Origin of the sequence: Catellatospora tritici, assembly GCF_019083965.1 — a bacterium.
In the GTDB taxonomy this organism is placed as follows: domain Bacteria; phylum Actinomycetota; class Actinomycetes; order Mycobacteriales; family Micromonosporaceae; genus Catellatospora; species Catellatospora tritici.
This window is the reverse complement of the sequence record NZ_JAHRCY010000001.1, coordinates 275,181-298,725: the sequence shown is the minus strand read 5'-3', so window position 1 is coordinate 298,725 and position 23,545 is coordinate 275,181. Positions and strand designations below refer to the sequence as shown.

Here is a 23,545-nt window from a genome sequence, read left to right as displayed (position 1 = left end):
GCCCGCGCTCGTTTCACCCCCGCGACGGAGCACACTCCAGGAGTACGCGGGACGGTCGGTACGGCTAGGCTTGGCGACGAGATGGCCTACCTTGATCATGCAGCCACCACGCCGATGCTGCCCGAGGCGCTGGACGCCTACGTCGCCACGGCGCGCGAGGTCGGCAACGCGTCGTCGTTGCACGGCCCGGGTCGCCATGCCCGCCGCCGGGTGGAGGAGTCGCGCGAGCGCATCGCCGCCGTCCTCAGTGCCCGGCCATCCGAAGTGATCTTCACCAGTGGCGGCACCGAGAGCGACAACCTCGCGGTCAAAGGGATGTACTGGGCCCGCCGCGACGGCGGCCGCAACCGGGTGCTGGCCAGCGCGGTCGAGCACCACGCCGTGCTCGACACCGTGCAGTGGCTGGCCGACCACGAGGGCGCCGACGTCACCTGGCTGCCCGTCGATGCCACCGGCCGGGTTCGGTCCGAGGCCGTCGCCGAGGCGCTGGACGGCACGGTCGCGCTGGTCACCGTGATGTGGGCCAACAACGAGGTCGGCACCGTGCAGCCGGTCGCGGAGCTGGCCGGGCTCGCCGCCGCGTACGCGGTGCCGCTGCACACCGACGCCATCCAGGCCGTCGGGCACGTGCCCGTCGACTTCGCCGCCAGCGGCGCCGCCTCGCTCACCGTCACCGGCCACAAGCTGGGCGGACCACAGGGCGTGGGTGCGCTGCTGCTCGGCCGCGACGTCCCGTGCACGCCGCTGATGCACGGCGGCGGCCAGGAGCGCGACGTCCGCTCCGGCACCCTGGACGTGCCCGCGATCGTGTCGTTCGCGGTCGCCGTCGAGCACGCGGTCAAACACCAGGAGCAGGAGGCCCACCGGCTGTCGGCACTGCGGGACGAACTGGTCGAGCGGGTGCTGTCCGTCGTGCCCGACGCGGTCCTCAACGGCCCGCGCCCCGACGACCCCGATGCCCCGGCCCGGCTGCCCGGCAACGCCCACTTCGGCTTCCCCGGCTGCGAAGGCGACGCCTTGCTGCTGCTGCTCGACGCCCAGGACATCGCGGTCTCCACCGGTTCGGCCTGCTCGGCCGGGGTGGCCCAGCCGTCCCACGTGCTGCTCGCGATGGGCGCCGACCCGCTGTCGGCCCGCTCGTCCCTGCGCTTCACCCTCGGCCACACCAGCTCCCGCGCCGACATCGACCAGCTCGTCACCGCCCTCCCCGCCGCCGTCGACCGCGCCCGCCGCGCCGCCCCCTCCCCCCGCTGACCCCCTTCTTCTCCGGGTCGATCATGAACTTATGGCACGGCTCGTCGGTGTGTCTTGTGCACAGGTTCCTGATCGGTAGCGTGCACATGTCCTGATCGGCACGGGTCGGCCACGGCGAGCTACTTGCCCCGGCCAATGGCCGGGGCGCGCGGTTGTGGGCAAGGTCAACAGGAGGCTGTGGCGGCGACACGCCGTCGAGCCGTGCCATAGGTTCATGATCAACCGAAATGGGGTTCGGGTGGGCGGGTAGGCTGTTCGGCGTGCGGGTATTGGCGGCTATGTCGGGTGGCGTGGATTCGGCGGTGGCTGCTGCCCGAGCGGTGGCGGCCGGGTATGACGTGACCGGGGTGCACCTGGCGCTGTCCAAGAACGCCGCAGCCCATCGCACCGGGGCGCGTGGCTGCTGCACGCTGGAGGACTCCCGCGACGCGCGCCGTGCCGCCGACGTGATCGGCATCCCGTTCTACGTATGGGACATGGCCGAGCGGTTCCACGAGGACGTGGTCGAGGACTTCGTCGCCGAGTACGCGGCGGGCCGTACCCCCAATCCGTGTCTGCGCTGCAACGAGAAGATCAAGTTCGCGGCGGTGCTGGACCGGGCGCTGGCGCTCGGCTTCGACGCGGTGGTCACCGGGCACCACGCCCGACTGGGCGCCGACGGGCTGCTGCGCCGCAGCGTCGACCTCGCCAAGGACCAGTCGTACGTGCTGGCGGTGCTCAACCGCGAGCAGCTCGACCACTCGATCTTCCCGCTGGGCGACTCCACCAAGGAGCAGGTCCGGGCCGAGGCGCACGCGCGCGGGCTGGCCGTGGCCGACAAGCCCGACTCGCACGACATCTGCTTCATCGCCGACGGCGACACCCAGGGCTTCCTGCGTAAGCACCTGGGCAGTGAGCCCGGCGACATCGTCGACTCGACCACCGGCGAGGTGCTCGGGCGCCACGACGGTGCGTACGCGTACACCGTCGGGCAGCGCAAGGGCCTCGCCCTGGGGCGGCCTGCCGCCGACGGCAAGCCGCGCTACGTGCTGTCGATCACCCCGGTCAGCAACACGGTCACCGTCGGCCCCGCAGAGTCACTGGAGGTGTCGCAGGTGGACGGTGTTCGCACAGTCTGGACAGCAGGCCCGGTCCCGGTCGGACCGATCGAGTGCGAGGTGCAGTTGCGCGCGCACGGGCGCCCCGCCCCGGCGGTGGTGGAGGTCGACGGCGGCGCGCTGAGCGCACGGCTGCGGCGGCCCGAGCGAGGCATCGCGGCCGGTCAGGCCGTCGTGGCCTACCGGCCGGACCCGGCCGGGGACATCGTGCTGGGCAGCGCGACCATCACCGGAGCGTCATGAGCGAGGGCGACCGGCCCTTGTGGCCCGCCGGGTCGGCGACCGGGATCGGATCGCTGCCGGGCACGGACGTCGCCGAGGCGGTCAAGTTCACCCTCGGTGAGCTGCCCGACCTGCCGTACCTGCCGGAACTGCCCGCGCGCGGGCCCGGTGCCGACATGATCGGGCGCGGCGCGACGTTCCTGGTGGACCTGCCGATCGAGCTGTACACCGGGCGGTGGCGGGTCGCCGCCAGCGCCGGGCGGGAGATGCGCCAGGCGTACGACTTCCTGGAGCGCGACCTCGACCAGCTTACCGAGCAGGCCGACGGCTACACGGGCACGCTCAAGATCCAGGCGGCCGGGCCGTGGACGCTGGCCTCCTCGATCGAGCTGCCGCTCGGTGAGGCGATGGTCTCCGACCACGGCGCGGCCCGCGACCTCGCGGAGTCGTTGGCCGAGGGGCTGAAGGCGCACGTCGCGGATGTACGGCGACGCGTGCCGGGGGCCACGGTGCTGCTCCAGCTGGACGAGCCGTCGCTGCCCGCCGTGCTGGCCGGGCGGGTGCGCACCGCGAGCACGCTGCACACGTACCGGTCTGTGCCGCGCCCGGTGATCCGCGAGACGATCGCCTCGGTGGTCGCCGCGGTAGGCGCGCCCGTAGTCGTGCACTGCTGCGCCCCGGACGCGCCGCTGGACCTGCTGCGCGAGGCCGGTGCCGCCGCGCTCGCCATCGACCTGGACCTGCTCGGCACCGACAGAGCGCGACTGGACTCGCTCGGCGAGGCGATCGACGCCGGGCTGGGCCTGTTCGCGGGCGTCGCCCGCACCACCGTCCCGGCGAACGGGCGTCGCCCCGACGCGGCCGCGCTGGCCGAGCGGCTGCGGCGGCTGTGGCGCGACCTGGGCTTCGCCGAGGAGCAGCTCGCCTCCAGCGTCGTGGTCACCCCGGCCTGCGGCCTGGCGGGAGCGACCCCGGCGTACGCCCAGGCGGTGCTGAAGGCGTGCCACGAGGCGGCCCGCAGGCTCACCGAGCAGTAGCGGGTCGGCTGCCGTGTCCGGGCACGCGGGTCAGAGCACGCACTGGGCGGACTGGAACGCGGTGAGGTTCACGACCTTCGGCTTTCCGCGCTGACCGGCAACCAGTACCTCGTCCGGGCCGAGCCGGTCCAGCGACGTGCTGGTGAAGACGATGGCGGATGCCGGGTCTCCCGCGGCCCGGCCCGTGAGGCGATAGTCCACCCCCGCCCCCAGGGCGGTGAAGTCGTCATCGGTGTTCTGCCAGCCGTCAGGCACCTCGAAGGCGATGACGTCGTTGACCGCGTGCGCCTCACCGCGGTCGATTCGCCAGGCGTCGCCGTCGCCGGTCTCGATGGCGATCGTGCTGACGGTCAGATATCCACACCTGTTCAGCGCGATGACGACGGTTCCGTCGCGCTTGGTCAGACCCATTACTGATCTTTCCCTGAGCGGAGTGCAGCCTGCGAGCAGGCCCAGCATGATCAGGGCGATCGCGCCGGCTGGCGCTGTCCGGTATCGCTTCATGCCGACATTCCCCATGGCCGAACCTCCGCTTGTCGGCCCGCCAGCGTACGAAGCGGACGCAATCCGTGCCGACACACTGGCCGCGGCTAGGACGTGCGGTTCACCTCGGCGGACCGACGCAGCAGCGCGAACACGCGCTCCAGTGCGGCCGGGTCGCCGTCGCCGCGAACCAGCTGCTGTTCCAGCGCCCGAGCCGGGGCGAGTTCGCCGGTGACCAGCGCCTGGAACGTGCCGAGGTCCGTCTCGACGACGTCGGCGCCCGCCACGGCGGGGCCGGAACGCACCCGTACCTCGGTGCCCTCGGCATGGAGGTGGAACGTCTGCTCACCGACGTGGAACTGCCAGGTGCCGGGCTCGCCGACCGGCTCGGCAGGGCGGGTCTCGGCCAGGTAGAGGGCGATCAGGTCGGCGCGGGCGGAGTCGAGGTCGGTGTCGGCGTCGATCGGCAGAGTGCTGCCCCAGGTGGCGAGCTGCATCAGGATCGGGCGCAGGGCCTCGCCGACGGGCGTCAGCTCGTACGCCCGCAGTTCGGCCGCGCCCGCCACCGGCCGCCGGACGACCACTCCGGCCTGCTCCAGCGACTGCAGCCGCTCCGACAGCCGGTTGGTGCCCATCGCGGGCAGCACCGACAGCAGTTCCTTGAATCGCCGCGGACCGAGCAGCAGCTCGCGCACGATGAGGAGAGTCCACCGCTCGCCGAGCACGTCGAGCGAGCGCGCGACCGGGCAGAGCTGCCCGTAGAGACGCTTCGCCATGGCAGCCAGCATACCTTTCGGGTAGCTGCCGCTATATGACTCGTATCTCACGGCGGAAGGTATACGTTTCGTATAGCGTTGCTCCGGGGCGTAGGGAACACACCCAGGAGGCAGACATGAGGATCGAAGGCGCGACCGCACTCGTCACCGGAGCCAACCGCGGGCTCGGCAAGGCGTTCGTCGAGGAACTGCTGGCCCGCGGCGCCACGAAGGTGTACGCGACAGCCCGCGACGTCAGCACCATCACCGACCCGCGGGTCACCCCGCTGGAGCTCGACATCACCGAGCCCGCGTCGGTCGCCGCGGCCGCCCGTGCCGCCGCCGACGTCGACCTGGTCGTCAACAACGCGGGCATCGCCACCGGGGCCAGCGTTCTGGGCGACGAGAACGACCTGCGGCGGGAGCTGGAGACCAACTTCTTCGGTCCGGTACGCGTGACCCGCGCCTTCGCGCCCGTCCTGGCCGCCAACGGCGGCGGTGCGGTGGTCAACGTGCTGTCCGTGCTGTCCTGGCTGGCGCTGCCGTCGACCGGCGGCTACTCCGCGGCCAAGGCAGCCGCCTGGGCGGCCACCAACGCGCAGCGCCAGGAGCTGGCCGGGCAGGGTACGCACGTGGTCGGGGTCCACGTCGGTTACCTCGACACCGAGATGGCCGCGCACATCGACGGCCCGAAGACCTCCCCGGACAAGCTGGCCGCCCAGGTGCTCGACGCCGTGGAGGCGGGCGAGCCGGAGGTGCTCGGCGACGACACCAGCCGCAACGTCAAGGCCGCTCTCTCCGGCGACCTGCGCGACCTCTACGGCAGCCGGGGCTGAACCGGCGCGCCCCGACGACCGCCTCGCTCGCGCACCAGAGCGGGGCGGTCCCCGATAGGGGAGGCGTGAGTTGCGGATGGGTGGAAGGATGCCCGCGTGGGACACGTGCGGGCGGCGAGCGGGTCATTGTTCGGATTGGCGTACGGGGACGCGCTGGGCAAGCCCACCGAGTTCCGCACGTACGCCCAGATCGTGCGCGACCACGGTCCCGGCGGCCCGCGCCAGCTGCCCCATCCCGCCCTGGTCACAGACGACACCCAGATGGCACTGGCGGTCGCCTGGGCCCTGCACGACGCGGCCGAACCAGCCCCGGAGGAGCTGGAGCCGCTGCTGCGGGAGCGTTTCCTGGCCTGGGCGGAGAGCCCGGAGAACAACCGCGCCCCGGGTATGACCTGCCTGACCGCCTGCGCGAACCTGTCCGAGGGCGGGCCGTGGCAGCGGGCGACCGTCGCCGGGTCGAAGGGCTGCGGCGCGAACATGCGGGTGACCCCGGTCGGCCTGATCGCGTCGTACGACCTCGACACGCTCGGCGGAGTCGCGCAGCTGCAGGCCGCGATGACCCACGGGCATCCGACCGCCCTGGCCGCTTCCGAGCTGACCGCCCTGGCGGTGCGTCTGCTGCGGGACGGCACGCCGCTGGCCGACCTGCCGGAGGCGCTGCGCGATCACTGCGCCGACCAGCGCACCGTCTACCGGTGGGAGTGGCTGGGTGACCTGTGGGAGCGGCCCGGCGCGACCACGCCGGAGGATTTCGTCGCACGCGGTTGGGACGAGTGCGCGACAGCGGTGGACGTGCTGATCCGGCAGGCGGGGCGGCGCGACGACGGCGGTGACGTGAGCGCGCTGACCGGCGAGGGCTGGGTGGCCGAGGAGGCACTGGTCACGGGGCTGTTCGCGGCGCTGCGCCACCCGGACGACCCGGTGGCGGCGCTGGGCCGGGCCGCGGCCACCAACGGCGACTCCGACTCGATCGCCTGCCTGACCGGTGCCTTCCTCGGCGCGGCCGGGGGAATGGCGATCTGGCCCGCGACCTGGGCCGACCGCATCGAGTACGCCGATCAGCTCGACCTGCTCGGCACCGCCTGGGACTGAGCGCCGCGTCCGGGCCGGTGGGCGGGCCTACCGGTGATCCTGTCGGGGTGGGCGGTTACCGTGCACGGGTGACCAGTGAGGTGACCGACCAGGTGAAGACGCGCTACGCCGAGCTCGTGGCGCAGATCAACGACGCGCAGCACCGCTACTACGTCGACGACGCGCCGACGCTGTCCGACGCGGCCTACGACAAGCTCATGCACGAGCTGGAGGCGCTGGAGGCGGAGCTCCCGGAGCTGGTTTCGCAGGACTCACCGACGCAGCGGGTCGGGGCCGGTCAGTGGCTGGGCTTTCCCAGCGTCGACCACGCCGAGCGGATGCTGAGCCTCGACAACGCGTTCAACGACGAGCAGCTCGCGGCCTGGGCGACCCGGGCCGAGCGCGACGCCGGGGTGCCGGTGCGCTACCTGTGCGAGTTGAAGATCGACGGGCTGGCGGTCAACCTCACGTACGAGAAGGGTCGGCTGACCCGGGGCGCGACCCGCGGCGACGGGCGCACCGGCGAGGACGTGACGCCCAACGTGCGCCGGATCAAGGGCATCCCGCACCAGCTCGCCGGGGACAACCCGCCGGACCTGGTCGAGGTCCGGGGCGAGATCTACTTCCCGGCCGAGGCGTTCAAGGCGCTCAACGAGGCGCAGCTCGAAGCCGGCGACCGGACCTACGTCAACCCGCGCAACGCCGCCTCGGGCTCGCTGCGGCAGAAGGACCCGTCGGTCACCGGCCGCCGGGCGCTCAAGCTGATCGTGCACGGCATCGGCGCGCGCACCGGCTTCGAGCCCGGCCACCAGTCGGAGGCATACGAGCAGCTCAAGGCGTGGGGCCTGCCGACCAGCGAGCGCTGGAAGGTGGTCGACTCGCTGGACGGGGTGCGGGAGTTCGTCGCGTACTACGCCGAGCACCGGCACGATCTGGAGCACGACATCGACGGCGTGGTCGTCAAGATCGACGACACCGCCGTGCAGCACAAGCTGGGCGCCACCAGCCGCGCGCCGCGCTGGGCGATCGCGTACAAGTACCCGCCGGAGGAGGTCAACACCAAGCTCCTGGCGATCGAGGTGAACGTGGGCCGCACCGGCCGCGTCACGCCATACGCGGTGCTGGAGCCGGTCTACGTCGGCGGCGTCACCGTGGCCAGCGCCACCCTGCACAACCAGCAGGAGGTGGTGCGCAAGGGCGTGCTCATCGGCGACACGGTGGTCATCCGCCGCGCCGGTGACGTGATCCCCGAGGTGCTGGGCCCGGTCGAGGCGCTGCGCGACGGCACGCAGACGGTGTGGACCATGCCCGAGGCCTGCCCGTCCTGCGGCACGAAGCTGGCCCCGAGCAAGGAGGCCGACGTCGACCTGCGCTGCCCGAACACCCGCTACTGCAAGGCCCAGCTGGTGGAGCGGATCACCTACCTCGGCGGCCGGGACGGCTTCGACATCGAGGGCATGGGCGAGAAGGCCGCGATCGCCCTGGTCGAGGGTGGTGTGATCAGTGACGAGGGCGGCCTGTTCAGCCTGGACGAGAAGCAGCTCGCGGCCGCGCCGTTCTTCCTGAAGAAGGACGGCACCCTGTCGGCGAACGCGATCAAGCTGCTGGCCAACCTCGAGAAGGCCAAGAGCCAGCAGCTGTGGCGGGTGCTGACCTCGCTGTCCATCCGGCACGTCGGCCCGACCGCCGCGCGGGCGCTGGCCGACCACTTCAACTCGGTCGAGGCGATCGCCGCGGCCTCGCTGGAGCAGATGTCGGTGGTCGAGGACGTCGGCGGCACCATTGCCGAGGCGGTGCGCGAGTGGTTCGCCGAGCCTTGGCACGCCGAGCTGGTCGCCAAGTGGGCCGCCGCGCAGGTGCGCATGGAGCAGGAGCCGGTCGCCGACACCGGGCCCAAGCCGCTGGACGGCATGAGCGTCGTGGTCACCGGCACCCTGGCGAACTACACCCGCGACACCGCGTCGGACGCGCTGGTGGCGGTCGGGGCCAAGGTCGCCGGGTCGGTGTCGAAGAAGACCAGCTTCGTCGTCGTCGGCGAGGACGCCGGGACCAAGCTGGACAAGGCGCTGGCACTGGGCGTGCCGACCCTGGATGAGGCCGGCTTCGAGGTGCTGCTCACCCAGGGACCCGAAGCGGCTCGCGCCTATGCGGAGGCCTCGCGCGAAAACGCCTAGACGGATGATCTAGGGTCATCCGCGATGACCCTTTCACCCCCGATCGACTGGTACGTCGACATCCTGGGCACCGGCTGCATCGCCGGAGTCGCCGCCGACGACGAGTTCGACCAGGTCGCGGCTGCGCTGGCGGCGCGGTTCGGCGACGATCCGGGCGAGAACGAGGACGACCACCAGCTGCTGCGCGACTACGGGCTGGTGGAGGCGTACTGGCAGCGCGCGTCCCAGCGGGCGCCGTGGCGGGGGACCGGGTTCATGGTGCAAGCGCACCGACTCGACCTCCCGCCGGACACGGCCCCGCCGGCGTACGCCGCGATCGCGGCCGCGGCGCGAAACCTCGACGTCGACCTGGTGGCGGTCGAGCGGACCTACGACGACGGCTACGACGAGATCGTGGCGCCCGTTACCGGTGTCAGCCTCTCGGTGATGCGCGAGCCGCAGGAGCATGTGCTGTCGGTGCCGGTCGGCACCATTGCCAAGATCTACGTTCCGGGGCACCGCCTGGCCGGTGCCGGGCCCGGCCCGATGCCCGAAGAGGCGTGGCGGGCGCTGCGCCGGTCGACCAAGGCGCTGGCCGTCGCCAACGACGCGGGCCGCCGCTGCTGGCTGAACCGGCGCGCCGAGGACGGCCCGGACTGGTGGGACCTGCGGCTGTGGGGTGCCGAGTCCGCCTGGCGCTCGGGCGCACTGCCGGCCGCAGCCGCCGCCGACCTGACCTCCTGGCTGCTGGACCGCGCTGATGAGCGCGGCGTGTTCGCACCGCCGGACGCCGCGTGCCGGCGGGCCCGGTTGACCGCTGACATCGTCGACCAGCACTTCGATGAGCAGGTGCTCGACCCGGCAGTGGTGGCCGACGCCGCCCGCGGCTGCCTGGACGCGCTGCCGCTGACGCCCGCGCGGGCGGCCGCCCTGCCCGCGAACTGGCGCGACCGCACGCCGGCGCAGCGGGCCGACGCCCGACTGACCCGCGTGCTGACCAGGCTCGCCGCCATGCTGGCGCCCGACGCCGCGCCTCTGGACCAGTGGACGGCCCTGCGCTCGGGGCTGTCCGGAACCTCCGACCACGGGGAGAACACATGAGCGACCTGGAGATTCGTCCGCTGCGCGCCGGTGAGACGGACCTTTTCCTGTCCTATCCGCACGCGCCCGTGCCCGGCGTGGGCATGGAGTCCCGCCGGTCGTACGCGGAGCTGGCGGAGGCCAACCAGTACCGTCCGGAGTGGACGTGGGTGGCGCTGCGCGACGGTGCGGTGGTGGCCCGGTGCGCGTTCTGGGGCGTGCCCGAGGAGACGCACCCGTACAGCCTGGACTGGCTGGAGCCGGGCCACGAGCCGGACCGGGTCGAGATCGGGGCTCGGATGCTGCGCGCGGCGCTGGCCGAGCTGTCCGCGCCCGACGGCGGTCGCCCCGAGTATCACCTGTTCCTGCCCCCGAACTGGCGCGAGGACCCGGTGGTGGCGGGGGCGGCGCACGATCGGCTGGAGGCGGCGGCGCTGGCCGGGTACGAGCCGTTCATCGAGCGGTTCAACTACACCTGGAGCGCGGACGGCGACCCGGCCCCGAGGCGTTCGGACCGGCTGGTCTTCGAGCCGGTGGACGACACCGAGGCGACCGGTATCTGCCTGGCGGTCATCGACGGCTCGCTGGACGGGTACACCCGCCGGGACGTGGCCCGGCACGGTGCGGCCGAGGCTGCCCGGATCATGGTGGCGGACCTGGTCGAGTTCCCGTCGCCGCGCGAGTGGTGGCGGGTGGCGCGGACGCCGCACGGCGAGCCGGTGGGGCTGATCGTGCCCGCGCGCAACCACACCCGGGCTGTGGTCGGGTACATCGCGGTCCTGCCGGAGCAGCGTGGCAAGGGGTATGTCGACGATCTCCTCGCCGAGACCACGGCGCTGCTGGTGGAGCACGGCGCGGACGCCGTCGGCGCCGACACCGACCTGGGCAACCGGCCGATGGCGGCGGCGTTCGTGCGGGCGGGTTACCGCAACACCGCCATCCGGGTGGTGCTGCAGTAGGCAACCACGTCTTTACATATACGCAAGGTTGTAGCGTATCCACGCTGCGTGAATCCCGAATGGGTCAAACAATCACATCTTCGTCACACGCGAACGCGGAGCGTGGTTCAGGGCGTTTTCGGGCTTAGAGTGAAGTGACCCGCCGCGCCGACGGTGCGGTGGTTCGGCGCAGATCCCGTCGGGAAGGTGTCCATGGCGGCCACGCCCCTTGCGCAGCAGACGCACCGCAACCGCATCCCGGCGGAGCGGCGGCGGACCTTCGGCCTGTACGTGCTGGCCGTCACCGTCGCCGCCGCGGCCTTCGCGCTGCGGGACCTGGCCACCGTGCCAGACGTGCTGCGGCACGCGACGTTCGGCTTCTGGCTGATGGCGGCGCTGGCGTTGGCGGGTGACGCACTGCCGGTCACGCTGCCGGGGCGGTGGAACACCTCGGCGATCTACCCGTCGATCTGCTTCACCTTCGCCATCATGATCGACTACGGGCTGGCCGCGGCGGTGCTGGTGCAGAGCCTCGCCGTCGCGGTCGCCTCGCTGCGGCTGCGCCACGCGCTGTGGCGGGCCGTGTTCAACCTCGGGCAGTACGCCCTGGCCTTCGGCGTGGCGTACGGCGTGCTGCGCCTGCTCGGCGGGGTCACCGGTGACGTCGGCCTGTCCGCGGCGGTCGGCGCCGCGATCGCGTGGTTCACCGCCAAATACCTGACCACCGCGGTGGCGCTGTGGCTGCGCGACGGCGGCGCGCTGCTGCCGATCATCATGGGCCCGCTGGGCAACGAGGCGCTGAGCACGGGCGCGCTGCTCATGCTCGGCCCGGTGATCGCCTTTCTGGCCCGGCTGCACCCGGAACTCGTGCTCGCCCTGATCCTCCCGCTGCTCGCGGTACGCCGCCTGTCGATCATCACGGCCGAGCAGCGGCATCTGGCCAACCTGGACACCCTCACCGGCCTGGCCAACCGCAAGGCGCTGATGGCCGAGGTCTCCGCGGCCGTGGCCGGGCACGCCCAGCGTTCGGTGCAGGGCGACCCGCGCAGCCGGTTCGGCCTGCTGCTGCTCGACGTGGACCGGTTCAAGCACGTCAACGACGCGCTCGGGCACGAGGTCGGCGACCGGCTGCTCATCGCCGTCGGTGACCGGCTCGCCGAGGCGGCCCGCGACGGCGACCTGGTCGCCCGGCTGGGCGGCGACGAGTTCGCGCTGGTCGCCAAGCGGCTCACCGGCGCCGACGAGGCCCGCGAGCTGGCCGAGCGGGTCGAGCAGGCGCTGTCGGCGCCGGTGGTGCTCGACGGCCTGCCGCTGGACGTCGGCGGCTCGATCGGCATCGCGCTGTACCCCGACCACGGCACCAACTTCGCCACCCTGATGCGCCACGCCGAGGTCGCCATGTACGCGGCCAAGAACGGCGGCGACGGCACCGCCGTATACAGCCCCGACACCGACCACAACACCCCGCAGCGGCTCAGCCTGCTCGGCGACCTGCGCACCATGCTCGGCAAGCCCGACCGGGGCGGCCTGCGGCTGTTCTACCAGCCCCAGGTGGAGATCTCGACCGGCGACGTGATCGGCGTCGAGGCGCTGCTGCGCTGGCAGCACCCGACGCGCGGGCCGGTCAGCCCCGACGAGCTGATCCGCGTGGCCGAGCCCAGCTCGGTGATGCGGCTGCTCACCCGGTGGGTGGTCGAGGAGGCCGTGATCCAGCTGGCCAAGTGGTCGGCCTCGGGCCTGCACCTGCGGATGGCGGTCAACGTCAGCGTGCGCGACCTGCACACCGGCGCCATCGTGGACCAGATCGAAGACCTGCTCGGCCGGTACGACGTGCAGCCGGAGCAGCTGCAGTTGGAGATCACCGAGAGCGCGCTGATGGCCGACCCGCACCGGGTGCTGGCCACCCTGACCCGGCTGCAGTTGCTCGGCGTGGGCATCGCGCTGGATGACTTCGGCACCGGCTACTCGTCGCTGCAGCACCTGCGGCGGCTGCCGCTGTCCGAGGTGAAGATCGACCGGTCGTTCGTGCTGGCCATGGCCGACGACGGGGACGACCTGGTGATCGTTCGGTCGATCATCGAGCTGGCCGGGGCGCTCGGGCTGCGGGTGGTCGCCGAGGGGGTCGAGGACGACCGGGCCTGGCGGCTGCTGCACGCCGCGGGCTGCGAGGTCGGTCAGGGCTGGTTCTTCGCCCGCCCGCTGCCCCCGGATGAACTGGCCGACTGGCTGGCCCGCACCACCATGCCCGCCCCGGCCCGCCTCCCGGCGCCCCCGGCCACCCGTACCTGGTCCCAGGTGTAGCGCGACCCTGGGCACAGGGCGCCTGCGGCCGCCCCGAGCCCGACAAATAGACTCGCTACGGGCGTGCGGGCTGTGTCATCGTGCGCTCCGACCGAGTCCACGTTACGTCTAGGGGGCAGTCATGGCCGCCATCTCCCGCGAGGAGGTCGCGCACCTCGCGCGCCTGTCGCGGCTCGCCGTCACCGATCAGGAGCTCGACCGCTTCGCGGGCCAGCTCGACGTGATTCTGCAGTCGGTGGCGCGGGTCGGCGAGGTCGCCGCGGATGACATCCCGCCCACCTCGCACTCGGTGCCGCTGGAGAACGTGCTGCGCGAGGACGTGATCGTGCCCGGCCTGACCCGGGCCGAGGCTCTGTCCGGCGCGCCGGACTCGGCCGAGGACCGCTTCCGTGTCCCCCAGATCCTCGCGGATGAGGAGTGACCCCGATGAGTGACCTGATCAAGCTGTCCGCGGTGGCGCTGGGCGAGAAGCTGGCCGCCGGGGAGGTCTCCGCCGAGGAGGTCACCCGCGCCCACCTGGACCGCATCGGCGAGGTCGACGGGCGCGTGCACGCGTTCCTGCACGTGGACACCGAGGGCGCCCTGGCCGCCGCGCGGGCCGTCGACAGCCGCCGCGCCGCGGGGGAGAAGCTGGGCCCGCTGGCCGGTGTCCCGATCGCGATCAAGGATGTCATCGCGACCAAGGACGTGCCGACCACCTGCGCCTCGAAGATCCTCGAGGGCTGGCGACCGCCGTACGACGCGACGATCATGACCCGGATCCGCGAGGCGGGCATGGTCATGCTGGGCAAGACGAACATGGACGAGTTCGCCATGGGCTCGTCGACGGAGTACTCGGCCTACGGCCCCACCTTCAACCCGTGGGACCTGCGCCGCATCCCCGGCGGTTCCGGCGGCGGCTCCGCCGCCGCGCTCGCCGCGTACGAGGCGCCGCTGGCCATCGGCACCGACACCGGCGGCTCGATCCGCCAGCCCGGTGCGGTCACCGGCACCGTCGGCGCCAAGCCGACCTATGGCGGCACCTCCCGCTACGGCCTGGTCGCCTTCTCGTCCTCGCTGGACACCCCCGGCCCGTGCGCCCGCACCGTGCTCGACGCGGCGCTGCTGCACGAGGTCATCGCCGGGTATGACCCGCGCGACTCCACCTCGATCCCGCAGCCGGTCCCGAACGTGGTGGCCGCCGCGAAGCTGGGCGCCTCCGGCGACCTGACCGGCGTGAAGATCGGCGTGGTCAAGGAGTTCGGCACCGAGGGGGTCGAGCCGGGTGTGACCGCGAACTTCCGTGACGCGGTGGAGACCTTGACCAAACTGGGGGCTGAGATCGTCGAAGTCTCGTGCCCCCACTTCGAGTACGCGCTGCCCGCCTACTACCTGATCGCGCCGAGCGAGTGCTCGTCCAACCTGGCCCGCTTCGACAGCGTGCGCTTCGGCCTGCGCGTCGGCGACGACGGCAACCGGTCGCTGGAGGAGGTCATGTCGCTGACCCGCGAGGCGGGCTTCGGCGACGAGGTCAAGCGCCGCATCATCATCGGCACGTACGCGCTGTCCAGCGGCTACTACGACGCCTACTACGGGCAGGCGCAGAAGGTGCGCACGCTGATCTCGCGCGACTTCACCGCCGCCTTCGAGCAGGTGGACGTGCTGGTGTCGGCGACCACCCCGTTCACCGCGTTCGAGCTGGGTTCGCGTACGTCGGACCCGTACCAGATGTACCTGGCGGACCTGTACACCATTCCGACGAACCTGTACGGGGGACCCGCGATCTCCGTGCCGATCGGCCTGTCCGAGGGTTTGCCGGTCGGACTGCAGGTCATGGCCCCGACGATGGCCGACGACCGGATGTACCGGATCGCCGCCGCGGTGGAGTCGGTGGTGGGGACCTTCACGCCGCCCGCCCTCTGAGGGCAGAATGATCGAGGCGCCCTCCACACCGCTGGGGCAGTGTGGGGGGCGCCTTCTTCGTGCCTGACCTGCCGCGGCTATCGCGGGCGACGTGCTACTTGGCCGCGGGGCGCAGCCGTGGGTAGAGCAGCCCGGCCAGCACGGCGCCGATGGCTCCGGAGACCGCGAAGACCCACAGGTCCGACCAGTCGGACTTGCCGCCGGCGATGGTGAGCGTCAGTTCCGGGCCGATGGTGCGGGCCAGGTTGAGTGACGCGCTGGTCACCGCGGCGATGGCCAGCGTGCCCACCGCGTAGACGGCGCCCAGGCCGAACCCGGCCCGCTCGCCGTCGCCGAGGGCGAACATCGCGCAGGCGAGAACGAACACGGCCAGCGCCTCGGCCGCGATCGCGGCGACCAGGCCCTTGCCGGAGCTCGCCGCCTCGGCCAGCCGGTTGGCGCCCAGCCCGGCCTGCACGCCGTTGTCGCCGTACGCCAGCCACATGAGCAGGCCGCCGACGACGCCGCCGACGAGCTGCGCCACGATCACGGCGACCGCGCCGAGCCAGTCCATGCTGCCGCGTACGGCCGAGGCCAGCGTCAGCCAGGGGTTGAAGTGGCCGCCGAAGATCCAGGCGGCGGCGGCCGCGGCGAGCATCAGCCCGATCGCCGCAGCCAGTAATGATCCGCCGGTGACCAGGGCGCCTACGCCGAAGAACACCAGAACCGCAGTGCCGAGCAGCTCCGCGGTCAGACGGGACGGTGTTACCGAACCCATCAGTGCACCTCCCTGTGCATCGATGAGGGGGAGAACGCGGTGGGCCGGATCGGCAGGTCGGGTAGGGGTGGACCGGCCGGGGCCCGCCGTGTTCACGGGGGTGAGCACAGGATGCGCGCACGTTGATCAGCGCACATACGTCGAATGAATGAGTACCCCCTCGATAGATCAGCTCATCTTGTGATCCGCGTCACGCCGCGGACGGCTCCGCTGCGCGTCCCAGGGGGCGATAACCCGGTGCGGGGGCCAACCAACGGACCACTAGGCTGGTGCCTGTTATGTCCGGCGATACGTTCGCCCCGAGAGCCTGGAGCCGACGATGAGCACCAGCGTGCTGCCCACCTACGACGAGGTCATCTCGCGTTACGAGCCGGTGATCGGCCTGGAGACCCACGTCGAGCTGGGCACCGCCACCAAGATGTTCTGCGGCTGCCCGACCGTCTTCGGCGCCGAGCCGAACACCCAGGTGTGCCCGGTCTGCCTCGGCCTGCCCGGCAGCCTGCCGGTCGCCAACAAGGCCGCGATCGAGGCCACCATCCGGATCGGGCTCGCGCTCAACTGCACCATCGCCACCTGGTGCCGGTTCGCGCGCAAGAACTACTTCTACCCGGACATGCCGAAGAACTTCCAGATCAGCCAGTACGACGAGCCGCTGTGCACCGACGGCTACCTCGACGTCGAGGTCAACGGCGAGACCGTGCGCATCGGCATCGAGCGGGTGCACCTGGAGGAGGACACCGGCAAGACGCTGCACGTCGGCGGCGCCACCGGTCGCATCCACGGCGCCACCGAGTCGCTGGTCGACTACAACCGGGCGGGCATCCCGCTGGTCGAGATCGTCACCAAGCCGGTGCCCGGCATCGGCGCCCTGGCCCCCGAGGTCGCCAAGGCGTACGTCGCCGAGCTGCGTGACGTCATCCGCACCCTCGGCGTCTCCGACGTGCGCATGGAGCAGGGCTCGATGCGCTGCGACGTGAACACCTCGCTGAACAAGCCGGGCGAGGAGTGGGGCACCCGCACCGAGACCAAGAACGTCAACTCGCTGCGCAGCGTCGAGCGCGCGGTGCGCTCGGAGATGCTGCGCCAGGCGTCGGTGCTCGACGCGGGCGGCACCATCACCCAGGAGACGCGGCACTTCCACGAGGACACCGGCGACACCACGTCCGGCCGGTCCAAGGAGACCGCGACCGACTACCGCTACTTCCCCGAGCCGGACCTCGCCCCGCTCGCGCCCGACGCGGAGTGGGTGGCGCGGCTCAAGGCGGCCCTGCCGGAGCTGCCCCGGGTGCACCGCGCCCGACTGCGCGCCGAGTGGAACCTGTCCGAGCTGGACATGCAGTCGATCCTCAACGCCGGTGCGGTCGAGCTGATCGAGCGCACCGTCGCCGCGGGCGCCAGCCCCGAGGCCGCCCGCAAGTGGTGGCTGGGCGAGCTGTCGCGCCGCGCCAACGCCGAGGGCGTCGAGCTGGAGTCGGTCGGCGCCACCCCGGCGCAGGTCGCGCAGCTGCAGACCCTGGTCGACGGCGGCAAGCTCACCGACAAGCTGGCCCGCCAGGTGCTGGAGGGCGTGCTCGCGGGCGAGGGCGACCCGGAGGCGATCATGGCGGCGCGCGGGCTGGAGGTCGTCTCCGACACCGGCGCCCTCACCGCGGCGATCGACGAGGCCATCGCGGCGAACCCGGACGTGGCGGAGAAGATCCGCGGCGGCAACCAGGCGGCGGCGGGCGTGCTCATCGGCGCGGTCATGAAGACCACCAAGGGGCAGGCCGACGCGAAGACGGTCCGAGAACTGGTGCTGGCCCGCCTGGCGGGCTGAGGCTCAACGCGGGGTCGGGGTGCCGCCGGCGGCCGAAGGGCCGACGACGGTGTCGTCGATGACGTGGCGCGACAGCGCCACCTCGGCCAGCCCGGCCCCGCCCACCGTGATGTCGTCATACGCCATGAGCTGGTGTTCTTTGTCGTAGTAGAGGACCGATAGGGCCAGCGGGGTCGGGTGGTCGCCCTCCAGGCCGCGCAGTCCGGCTCCGCCGGTCGAGCCCTCGACCATCAGCAGCGTCTTGCCGTCGCCGAGCTTGCCGACCTCACGCACGTGCCGGTGCCCGGCCAGCACCACCGGCGCGTATCCGGCCAGCGGGCCCGCCGACATCGGGTCGTGCACCATCGCGATGTCCACCATCTGGTCCGGCTGCTCGCCGATGGTGTTGGCCAGCGTGTCGCCGACCTCGATGATGCGCTCCAGCGTCTGCTTGGACACGCCCGAACCCGTCGGCTCCTGTTCCTTGTCGGGCGTGAACCGCGGGTCGCCGATGCCCGCGATGCGCAGCCCCGCGACGGTGACCACCTTGTCGTCCAGCACGATCGCGTTGGGCTGGCGGGCGACGGCGGCCTGTGTCACCGCCGAATCGTGGTTGCCGCGTACGAACACGTACGGCACCTTGAGCAGCGAGATCGACGCCACGAACGCCCGCTCCGGCTCGCTGCCCCAGTCGGTGATGTCACCGGTGTCCACCACCACGTCGATGTGGAAGTTGTCCACCACGGTCCGGATCACCGACCAGGCGGCCGGGTTCAGGTGCAGGTCGGAGACGTGCAGCACGCGCAGCGTGCCGTCGTCGGGGGCGTAGACCGGCAGGTTCTGCACCGTGGCGTAGAGCTTGCCGACGTTCTCCACCAGTTTCTGCAGCTGCGCGGCGTACTCGTCGTAGCGGTCGGCGATGCGCTGGGCGTCGCCGACCACCGACGGGGCGTTGGCCAGCAGGCCCTCGTAGCGCGGTTCCTTGAGCGCGGCGGGGTTGAAGGTGCCGAACGCGGCGCCGAAGCTGCCCGCCATCACGGCCAGCGCCAGCCCGCCCGCCCAGGCGACCTGGCGCATGCGCCGATAGACCAGCGCCGCGAGCAGCATCGCGCCCAGCATCGCCACCGCGGTGGCCCGCAGCAGCAGCCGGGTGACGCCCGAACGCACGTCGTCGACGGCGGTGCGGCTGGCCAGGGTGATCCCGGCCGGGTCGGTGATCAGGGCCTCGGTGCGGGCCCGGTCGAGAGAGTCCAGGCGCACGTTGAGGTGGGCGGGGCCGTCATGGCTGTCCAGCCGCAGCGAGCCCAGCGGCGGCAGGTCGACCTCGGTGTCGCCGTACAGCGACGGGCTGACGGTGAGGGTGGACCGGAACGGGCCGACGTCGACGCTGGTCGCGGCGAACAGGTACAGCCCGAGGGCCAGCCCGGACAGGGCCACGGCGAGCAGCCCCAGGCAGGCGCCGATTCGCCGGACGGGGATGCGGCGCAGCCACGCCCGGGTCGCCCACGGTCGCGCGCTCATCGCACCATCATGCCCGCCGGTCACATCCGGCCGAGGGTGATGCGGAGAATACGGTCGTCGTCCGGGGCGGGGTCGCCGCGGCCGTCGTGGTTGCTGGTGAGCACCCACAGCGAACCGTCCGGGGCCGGGTGCGCGTCGCGCAGCCGCCCGTACTCGCCGGTCAGGGCCGCGACCGGGTTGCCGTGCGGCGTGCCGTCGGCGCCCACGGGCAGCAGCCACAGCCGCGCACCCTTGAGACAGGCCGCGACCAGCACGTCGTCGACGATGCCCGCGCCGGAGCAGGACGCCTCGGCGGTGTGCCAGGCGACCACGGGGTCGACGAACCGCTTGTCCCCGGCGGCACCCTCGACGGTCGGCCAGCCGTAGTTCTTCCCCGGCTCGATCCGGTTGATCTCGTCCCAGGTGCTCTGGCCGAACTCGGTGGCCCACAGGTGCCCGCCGGAGTCCCAGGCGATGCCCTGCACGTTGCGGTGACCGTACGACCAGACCAGCGTCCCGAACGGGTTGCCCGGCGCGGGCCTGCCCTCCGGCGTCATCCGCAGGATCTTGCCGCCGAGGCTGTCCAGGTTCTGCGAGTTGCCGCGCTCGGAGGCGTCGCCGGTGGTGGCGTATAGGTAGCCGTCGGGTCCGAAGGCCAGCCGCCCGCCGTTGTGGATGCCCGAGATCGGGATGCCGGTGACGATCGGCTCCGGCCGCCCGCCCAGCTTCCAGCGCGCGACCCGGTTGTCCTCGCGGGTCGTGTAGTAGAGGAACAGCGTCTGGTCCTGCGCGTACTTCGGCGACGCCGCGATGCCCAGCAGACCGCCCTCGCCGCTCGGATCGGCCTCGGTGATCCGCCCCGCCTCGGTGGCGGGCTTGCCGGAGCCTGGCACGACCCGCAGCACCCGGCGCGAGTCGCGCTCGGTGACCAGCGCCGACCCGTCGGGCAGGAACGCCACCCCCCACGGCACCCGCAGGCCGGTCGCGATCGTGTCCACGCTGGACACCTGCGGAGCCGCCGCCGTGGTGGTCGTCGAGGACGACGGCAGGGCCGGCGGCCGCGAGGCCACGATGTCGGGAGCGCGGTCGCCGCAGCCCGCCACCAGGGCGAGCGCGGCGAGCATGCCGAGCGCGAGCGGAGTGCGATGCGACGACATGCGATCGAGCCTACTGCGGTGACACGTGCTCAACTAATGCTCCGTTCCTCTCAACCTGCGCCGCGCGGGCCGCGTGCAAGCGGGTGACGGAAGGGAGAGCCGTATGGCCGAGGACGAGTTCCGCGAGTTCGTCAGGTTGCGCTACGGCGACCTGCTGCGGACCGCGTACCTGCTGACGGGGTCGCTGCACGCGGCCGAGGATCTGGTGCAGTCGGTGCTGCTCAAGGCGTACCAGCGGTGGAACCGGCTGGACGAGCCGATGCCGTACCTGCGCCGGGCCCTGGTGAACCAGCGCATCAGCCTGTGGCGGCGGATCGGTTCGCGCGAACTGCTCACCGGCAACCTGCCGGAGCGGGGCAGGTCCGACGGCAGCCAGGCGTTCGCCGAGCGGGACGAGCTGCTGGCGGCACTGGCCACGCTGCCGGTGCGGATGCGCGCGGTGCTGGTGCTGCGCTACTGGGAGGACCAGTCCGAAGTGGAGACCGCGCGGCTGCTCGGCTGCTCGGTCGGGTCGGTCAAGTCGCAGGCCAGCCGAGGGCTGGACCGGCTGCGGACGGTGTTGGGGCACGACGGCGGGGCGTCGGCGCGGATGGTGGAGGTGACCGCATGACGGAGCAGGGGCTCAAGGCGGGGTTGGCGCGGCTGGCGGCGCCGGTGGTGCCCGCCGAGGATCCGTACGGGCGGCTCATGCGGCGGCGGCGTCGCTCTCAGCGAAATCGGCTGGCGGGTTTCGGTTCCGCCCTGGTCGCAGCGCTGGTCGCCGTGCTGCTGAGCCCGTTGGCTCAGCCCGGTGCCGCACCGTCGCCGAACCCGACTCCGTCCGGCGGCGAGAACCCCGGGCCGCACGTCGAGGCCAGAGAGATCACCCCATGGGTACGGCGCCTGATCGAGTCGCCGGTGCGCGGCTCGCTGGCCGGTGACACCGCCTACCTCGCCGAACTGACCGCGAAGGTGGCCGAGCACGACACCTACAACATGAAAGGCCAGGACAAGGTTCTGTTCGTGGGGGACGTCGGCAAGCAGCGGATCGCGATCGTGGCCCGCTACAACGACCACGAGCAGTACAGCCTCACCATGATCGGACCGCGTGGCATCGGCGCCGCCGAGCTGGCGAAGCAGAGGCGCGAGGAGCCGGACGGCACCGCGACCATCGGCATCTGGCTCACCCCGTTCTTCGTGGCCACCGTTCTCGACTACAACCACCTCGACATGCCGTACGCCTCGGTCGCGCTGGCGCCCGCCGGCTGCCGGATCGCCTCGGCGGACCCGGCCGCTGCGACCGTCGAGTGGCTGGACGAGCCGACCGGCGACTACCTGGTCAGCACTCAGGCGCACCGAGTGCACCGGGTGACCTGCGACGGCCAGGTCCGCTACCAGGGAGTCGGCGATGGCCCGGGAATGACGACGCCCCGCCGGTTCACCCAGGCCGAGTTGGACGCGGCCGCGCACGGTGTCCGGGGTGACGGCGACCCCGCGAAGACGGCCGAGACCGTGCAGGAGGCAGACCTGCATGACGCGGTGGCGCCGCCGAAGCTGCTGTACCTCGGCCGGATGCCAGGCGCCCCGGCCGACGATCCGGTGCTGGGGATCGTTCAGGTGCAGGCCCGTGACGGGTGGCGGGTCAGTGTGAACGAGGATGGCAAGAACGCGAGTATCCGGTCGCAGAAGGTGCTGGGTAGCCAGGACGCGATCATCGCGGTCGAGTACTGGCGGTATCCGGGCGAGTTCGACCTGGAGGCGACCCCCCGCGGGGGCGGCGGGCAGGTCCTCGGCGCCGATGGCCGGATGTTCGTCCTGGCGCCTCCTACTGCGGTCACGGTGCAGGTCCTTCGTGCCGACGACACGGTCCTGCGCTCGGCACCGCTCGTCGGTGGGGCCGGCAGCCTGGACTACAAGGTGGGCCAGACCCTGCGCCTGCGCGCGGTGGACGCGTCCGGTCACGAGGTCGCGTCCGGCATCGGCCCCCTGCCCACCGTCAGGGACCCTGAATACAAGTTCGCCGACACCGTCGACGACTGGTCCTGAGGCAGGGAAGGGCACCTTCGCCAGATCGCGTGAGCTGGAGACGAGCAACGGCTCGGCTCGCGCGTCACAGGGGGAAGGTGCCCTTCTCCGCGCGGTGGATCCCGAGCAATAGGAAGGTCGGGATCCGCGTGGGCCGACCGGATCGGCGGGATAGCGTGGGGTCGTGCAGATCTGGATCCCGCACGAGGCCGGTCGCGAGCTGATGGGGCCGCTGCCCGCCGGTGCCGAAGTCGATGTGCTGGCCCGCGCGGACGACCCGTTCCCCGGCGACCCGGCCGGGGTCGAGTTCTGGGTGCCGCCGTTCCTGAGCACGGGCGACGCGGTGAGACTGGCCGCGTCGATGCCGAATCTGAAGGTGGTGCAGCTGCTGTCGGCGGGTGCGGACGCCTGGGCGGGACGGCTGGCCGAGGGGGTGCTGCTGTGCGACGCGCGCGGGGTGCACGACGGGCACACCGCTGAGTGGATCGTCGCGGCGATCCTGTCCTCGCTGCGGCGCTTCGACCACTACGCGCGGGCGCAGGCGGACCACCGGTGGTCGTTCGCCGAGGTCACGCCCACCGACGTGCTCGAAGGCAAGCGGGTGCTGATCGTGGGCGCGGGGTCGATCGGCGCGGCCACGGCGGCGCGGCTGGCGCCGTTCGAGGTGGAGCTGACGTACGCGGCCCGCACCGCCCGGCCGGGCGTGCACGGGGTGGACGAGCTGCCCGACCTGCTGCCGTACGCCGACATCGTGGTGCTGCTCGTGCCACTGACCGCGCAGACGCGCGGGATGGTCGACGCGGCGTTCCTGGCCGCCATGCCGGACGGGTCGCTGCTGGTCAACGCGGCGCGAGGGCCGGTGGTCGAGACGGGCGCGCTGCTGAAGGAGCTGAACTCGGGACGGCTGTGGGCGGCGGTCGACGTGACCGAGCCCGAGCCGCTGCCGTCGGACCACCCGCTGTGGGACGCGCCGAACCTGCTGCTCACCCCGCACGTGGCGGGTACGGTGCGCGGGCTGCTGACCAAGGCATACCGCCTGGTCGGCGAGCAACTACGCAGCTACGCCGCGGGCGACCCGGTCACCAACCAGGTGCACGAGGGCTACTGACACCCATCCCTGCCGCGCCCCGTCTTGCGCCGCGCCCCTGCGCCGCGCCTCAAGATCGGTGCAGTTTCGGGGAAAGTGCACGAATTCCGGTCATG

20 protein-coding genes are annotated in these 23,545 nt (G+C 72.1%); 15 read left to right on the top strand and 5 right to left on the bottom strand.

The genetic code is table 11. The features are described 5' to 3' along the window. Positions 1 to 81: 81 nt before the first annotated feature. The 3 genes from KUA19_RS01375 (at position 82) to KUA19_RS01365 (ending at position 3,610) form a co-directional block, all read left to right on the top strand. A complete protein-coding gene (locus KUA19_RS01375; RefSeq protein ID WP_217394012.1) occupies positions 82 to 1,254 on the top strand; it encodes a cysteine desulfurase family protein in 1,173 nt (390 codons plus the stop codon). A gap of 260 nt (positions 1,255 to 1,514) precedes the next feature. Next, positions 1,515 to 2,594 (top strand): tRNA 2-thiouridine(34) synthase MnmA, encoded by a 1,080-nt coding sequence (mnmA, locus tag KUA19_RS01370; protein WP_217394011.1) that lies wholly within the window; start codon positions 1,515 to 1,517, stop codon positions 2,592 to 2,594. After that, on the top strand, positions 2,591 to 3,610 hold the full coding sequence (locus tag KUA19_RS01365) for a methionine synthase (protein WP_217394010.1): 1,020 nt from the start codon (positions 2,591 to 2,593) through the stop codon (positions 3,608 to 3,610). Before mnmA ends, KUA19_RS01365 begins: the two co-directional genes overlap by 4 nt. Before the next feature lie 30 nt (positions 3,611 to 3,640). On the opposite strand, the gene KUA19_RS01360 is transcribed toward KUA19_RS01365, so the two are convergent. Then, the gene (locus KUA19_RS01360) at positions 3,641 to 4,189 is read right to left on the bottom strand and encodes a hypothetical protein (RefSeq protein WP_217394009.1); all 549 of its coding nucleotides are present in this window, start codon (positions 4,187 to 4,189) and stop codon (positions 3,641 to 3,643) included. Positions 4,190 to 4,200: 11 nt separating this feature from the next. Beyond that, positions 4,201 to 4,869: a winged helix-turn-helix transcriptional regulator gene (locus tag KUA19_RS01355; protein ID WP_217394007.1), complete on the bottom strand. Its 669-nt coding sequence runs from the start codon at positions 4,867 to 4,869 to the stop codon at positions 4,201 to 4,203. Positions 4,870 to 4,985: 116 nt separating this feature from the next. On the opposite strand from KUA19_RS01355, the gene KUA19_RS01350 reads away from it, so the two are divergent. The 8 genes from KUA19_RS01350 to gatA all read left to right on the top strand — a co-directional run bounded on the left by KUA19_RS01350 (position 4,986) and on the right by gatA (position 15,129). After that, positions 4,986 to 5,684: an SDR family oxidoreductase gene (locus tag KUA19_RS01350; protein WP_217394005.1), complete on the top strand. Its 699-nt coding sequence runs from the start codon at positions 4,986 to 4,988 to the stop codon at positions 5,682 to 5,684. A gap of 96 nt (positions 5,685 to 5,780) precedes the next feature. Further along, positions 5,781 to 6,776, top strand: coding sequence for an ADP-ribosylglycohydrolase family protein (locus KUA19_RS01345; RefSeq protein WP_308167265.1), 996 nt, complete (start codon positions 5,781 to 5,783; stop codon positions 6,774 to 6,776). Between the two features lie 47 nt (positions 6,777 to 6,823). After that, positions 6,824 to 8,929, top strand: a complete 2,106-nt coding sequence (gene ligA / locus KUA19_RS01340; RefSeq protein ID WP_372451741.1) for an NAD-dependent DNA ligase LigA — start codon at positions 6,824 to 6,826, stop codon at positions 8,927 to 8,929. Positions 8,930 to 8,953: 24 nt separating this feature from the next. Next, positions 8,954 to 10,009 carry a hypothetical protein gene (locus KUA19_RS01335; protein WP_217394001.1) on the top strand — a complete coding sequence of 352 codons (1,056 nt, stop codon included), beginning with the start codon at positions 8,954 to 8,956 and terminating at the stop codon, positions 10,007 to 10,009. Continuing rightward, the gene (locus KUA19_RS01330; RefSeq protein ID WP_217393999.1) at positions 10,006 to 10,947 is read left to right on the top strand and encodes a GNAT family N-acetyltransferase; all 942 of its coding nucleotides are present in this window, start codon (positions 10,006 to 10,008) and stop codon (positions 10,945 to 10,947) included. The genes KUA19_RS01335 and KUA19_RS01330 overlap by 4 nt, the downstream gene beginning before the upstream one ends. 192 nt (positions 10,948 to 11,139) lie before the next feature. After that, complete coding sequence (locus KUA19_RS01325; RefSeq protein WP_217393997.1) at positions 11,140 to 13,227, top strand: putative bifunctional diguanylate cyclase/phosphodiesterase; 2,088 nt, start codon at positions 11,140 to 11,142, stop codon at positions 13,225 to 13,227. A gap of 121 nt (positions 13,228 to 13,348) precedes the next feature. Then, positions 13,349 to 13,648 carry an Asp-tRNA(Asn)/Glu-tRNA(Gln) amidotransferase subunit GatC gene (gene gatC, locus KUA19_RS01320; protein ID WP_217393995.1) on the top strand — a complete coding sequence of 100 codons (300 nt, stop codon included), beginning with the start codon at positions 13,349 to 13,351 and terminating at the stop codon, positions 13,646 to 13,648. Between the two features lie 5 nt (positions 13,649 to 13,653). After that, positions 13,654 to 15,129: an Asp-tRNA(Asn)/Glu-tRNA(Gln) amidotransferase subunit GatA gene (gene gatA / locus KUA19_RS01315; protein ID WP_217393993.1), complete on the top strand. Its 1,476-nt coding sequence runs from the start codon at positions 13,654 to 13,656 to the stop codon at positions 15,127 to 15,129. Positions 15,130 to 15,223: 94 nt separating this feature from the next. Here the strand turns inward: gatA and KUA19_RS01310 are convergent, their stop codons facing one another. Beyond that, positions 15,224 to 15,886: an aquaporin gene (locus tag KUA19_RS01310; RefSeq protein WP_217393991.1), complete on the bottom strand. Its 663-nt coding sequence runs from the start codon at positions 15,884 to 15,886 to the stop codon at positions 15,224 to 15,226. Positions 15,887 to 16,205: 319 nt separating this feature from the next. Here KUA19_RS01310 and gatB point away from each other — a divergent pair, with 319 nt between their 5' ends. Then, positions 16,206 to 17,702, top strand: coding sequence for an Asp-tRNA(Asn)/Glu-tRNA(Gln) amidotransferase subunit GatB (gatB, locus tag KUA19_RS01305; RefSeq protein ID WP_217393989.1), 1,497 nt, complete (start codon positions 16,206 to 16,208; stop codon positions 17,700 to 17,702). A gap of 3 nt (positions 17,703 to 17,705) precedes the next feature. Here the strand turns inward: gatB and KUA19_RS01300 are convergent, their stop codons facing one another. Together KUA19_RS01300 and KUA19_RS01295 are read right to left on the bottom strand one after the other, a co-directional pair. Continuing rightward, a complete protein-coding gene (locus tag KUA19_RS01300; RefSeq protein ID WP_217393987.1) occupies positions 17,706 to 19,202 on the bottom strand; it encodes a metallophosphoesterase family protein in 1,497 nt (498 codons plus the stop codon). A 20-nt stretch (positions 19,203 to 19,222) separates the two neighbouring features. Continuing rightward, positions 19,223 to 20,338, bottom strand: a complete 1,116-nt coding sequence (locus tag KUA19_RS01295; RefSeq protein WP_254548393.1) for a PQQ-dependent sugar dehydrogenase — start codon at positions 20,336 to 20,338, stop codon at positions 19,223 to 19,225. A 103-nt stretch (positions 20,339 to 20,441) separates the two neighbouring features. Between KUA19_RS01295 and KUA19_RS01290 the strand changes: the two genes are divergently transcribed. From KUA19_RS01290 to KUA19_RS01280, 3 genes are all read left to right on the top strand, one after another. Then, the gene (locus KUA19_RS01290) at positions 20,442 to 20,948 is read left to right on the top strand and encodes a SigE family RNA polymerase sigma factor (RefSeq protein WP_217393986.1); all 507 of its coding nucleotides are present in this window, start codon (positions 20,442 to 20,444) and stop codon (positions 20,946 to 20,948) included. Then, positions 20,945 to 22,363, top strand: coding sequence for a hypothetical protein (locus KUA19_RS01285; RefSeq protein WP_217393983.1), 1,419 nt, complete (start codon positions 20,945 to 20,947; stop codon positions 22,361 to 22,363). The genes KUA19_RS01290 and KUA19_RS01285 overlap by 4 nt, the downstream gene beginning before the upstream one ends. A 163-nt stretch (positions 22,364 to 22,526) precedes the next feature. Further along, complete coding sequence (locus KUA19_RS01280; RefSeq protein WP_217393981.1) at positions 22,527 to 23,450, top strand: 2-hydroxyacid dehydrogenase; 924 nt, start codon at positions 22,527 to 22,529, stop codon at positions 23,448 to 23,450. Positions 23,451 to 23,545: the final 95 nt, after the last annotated feature.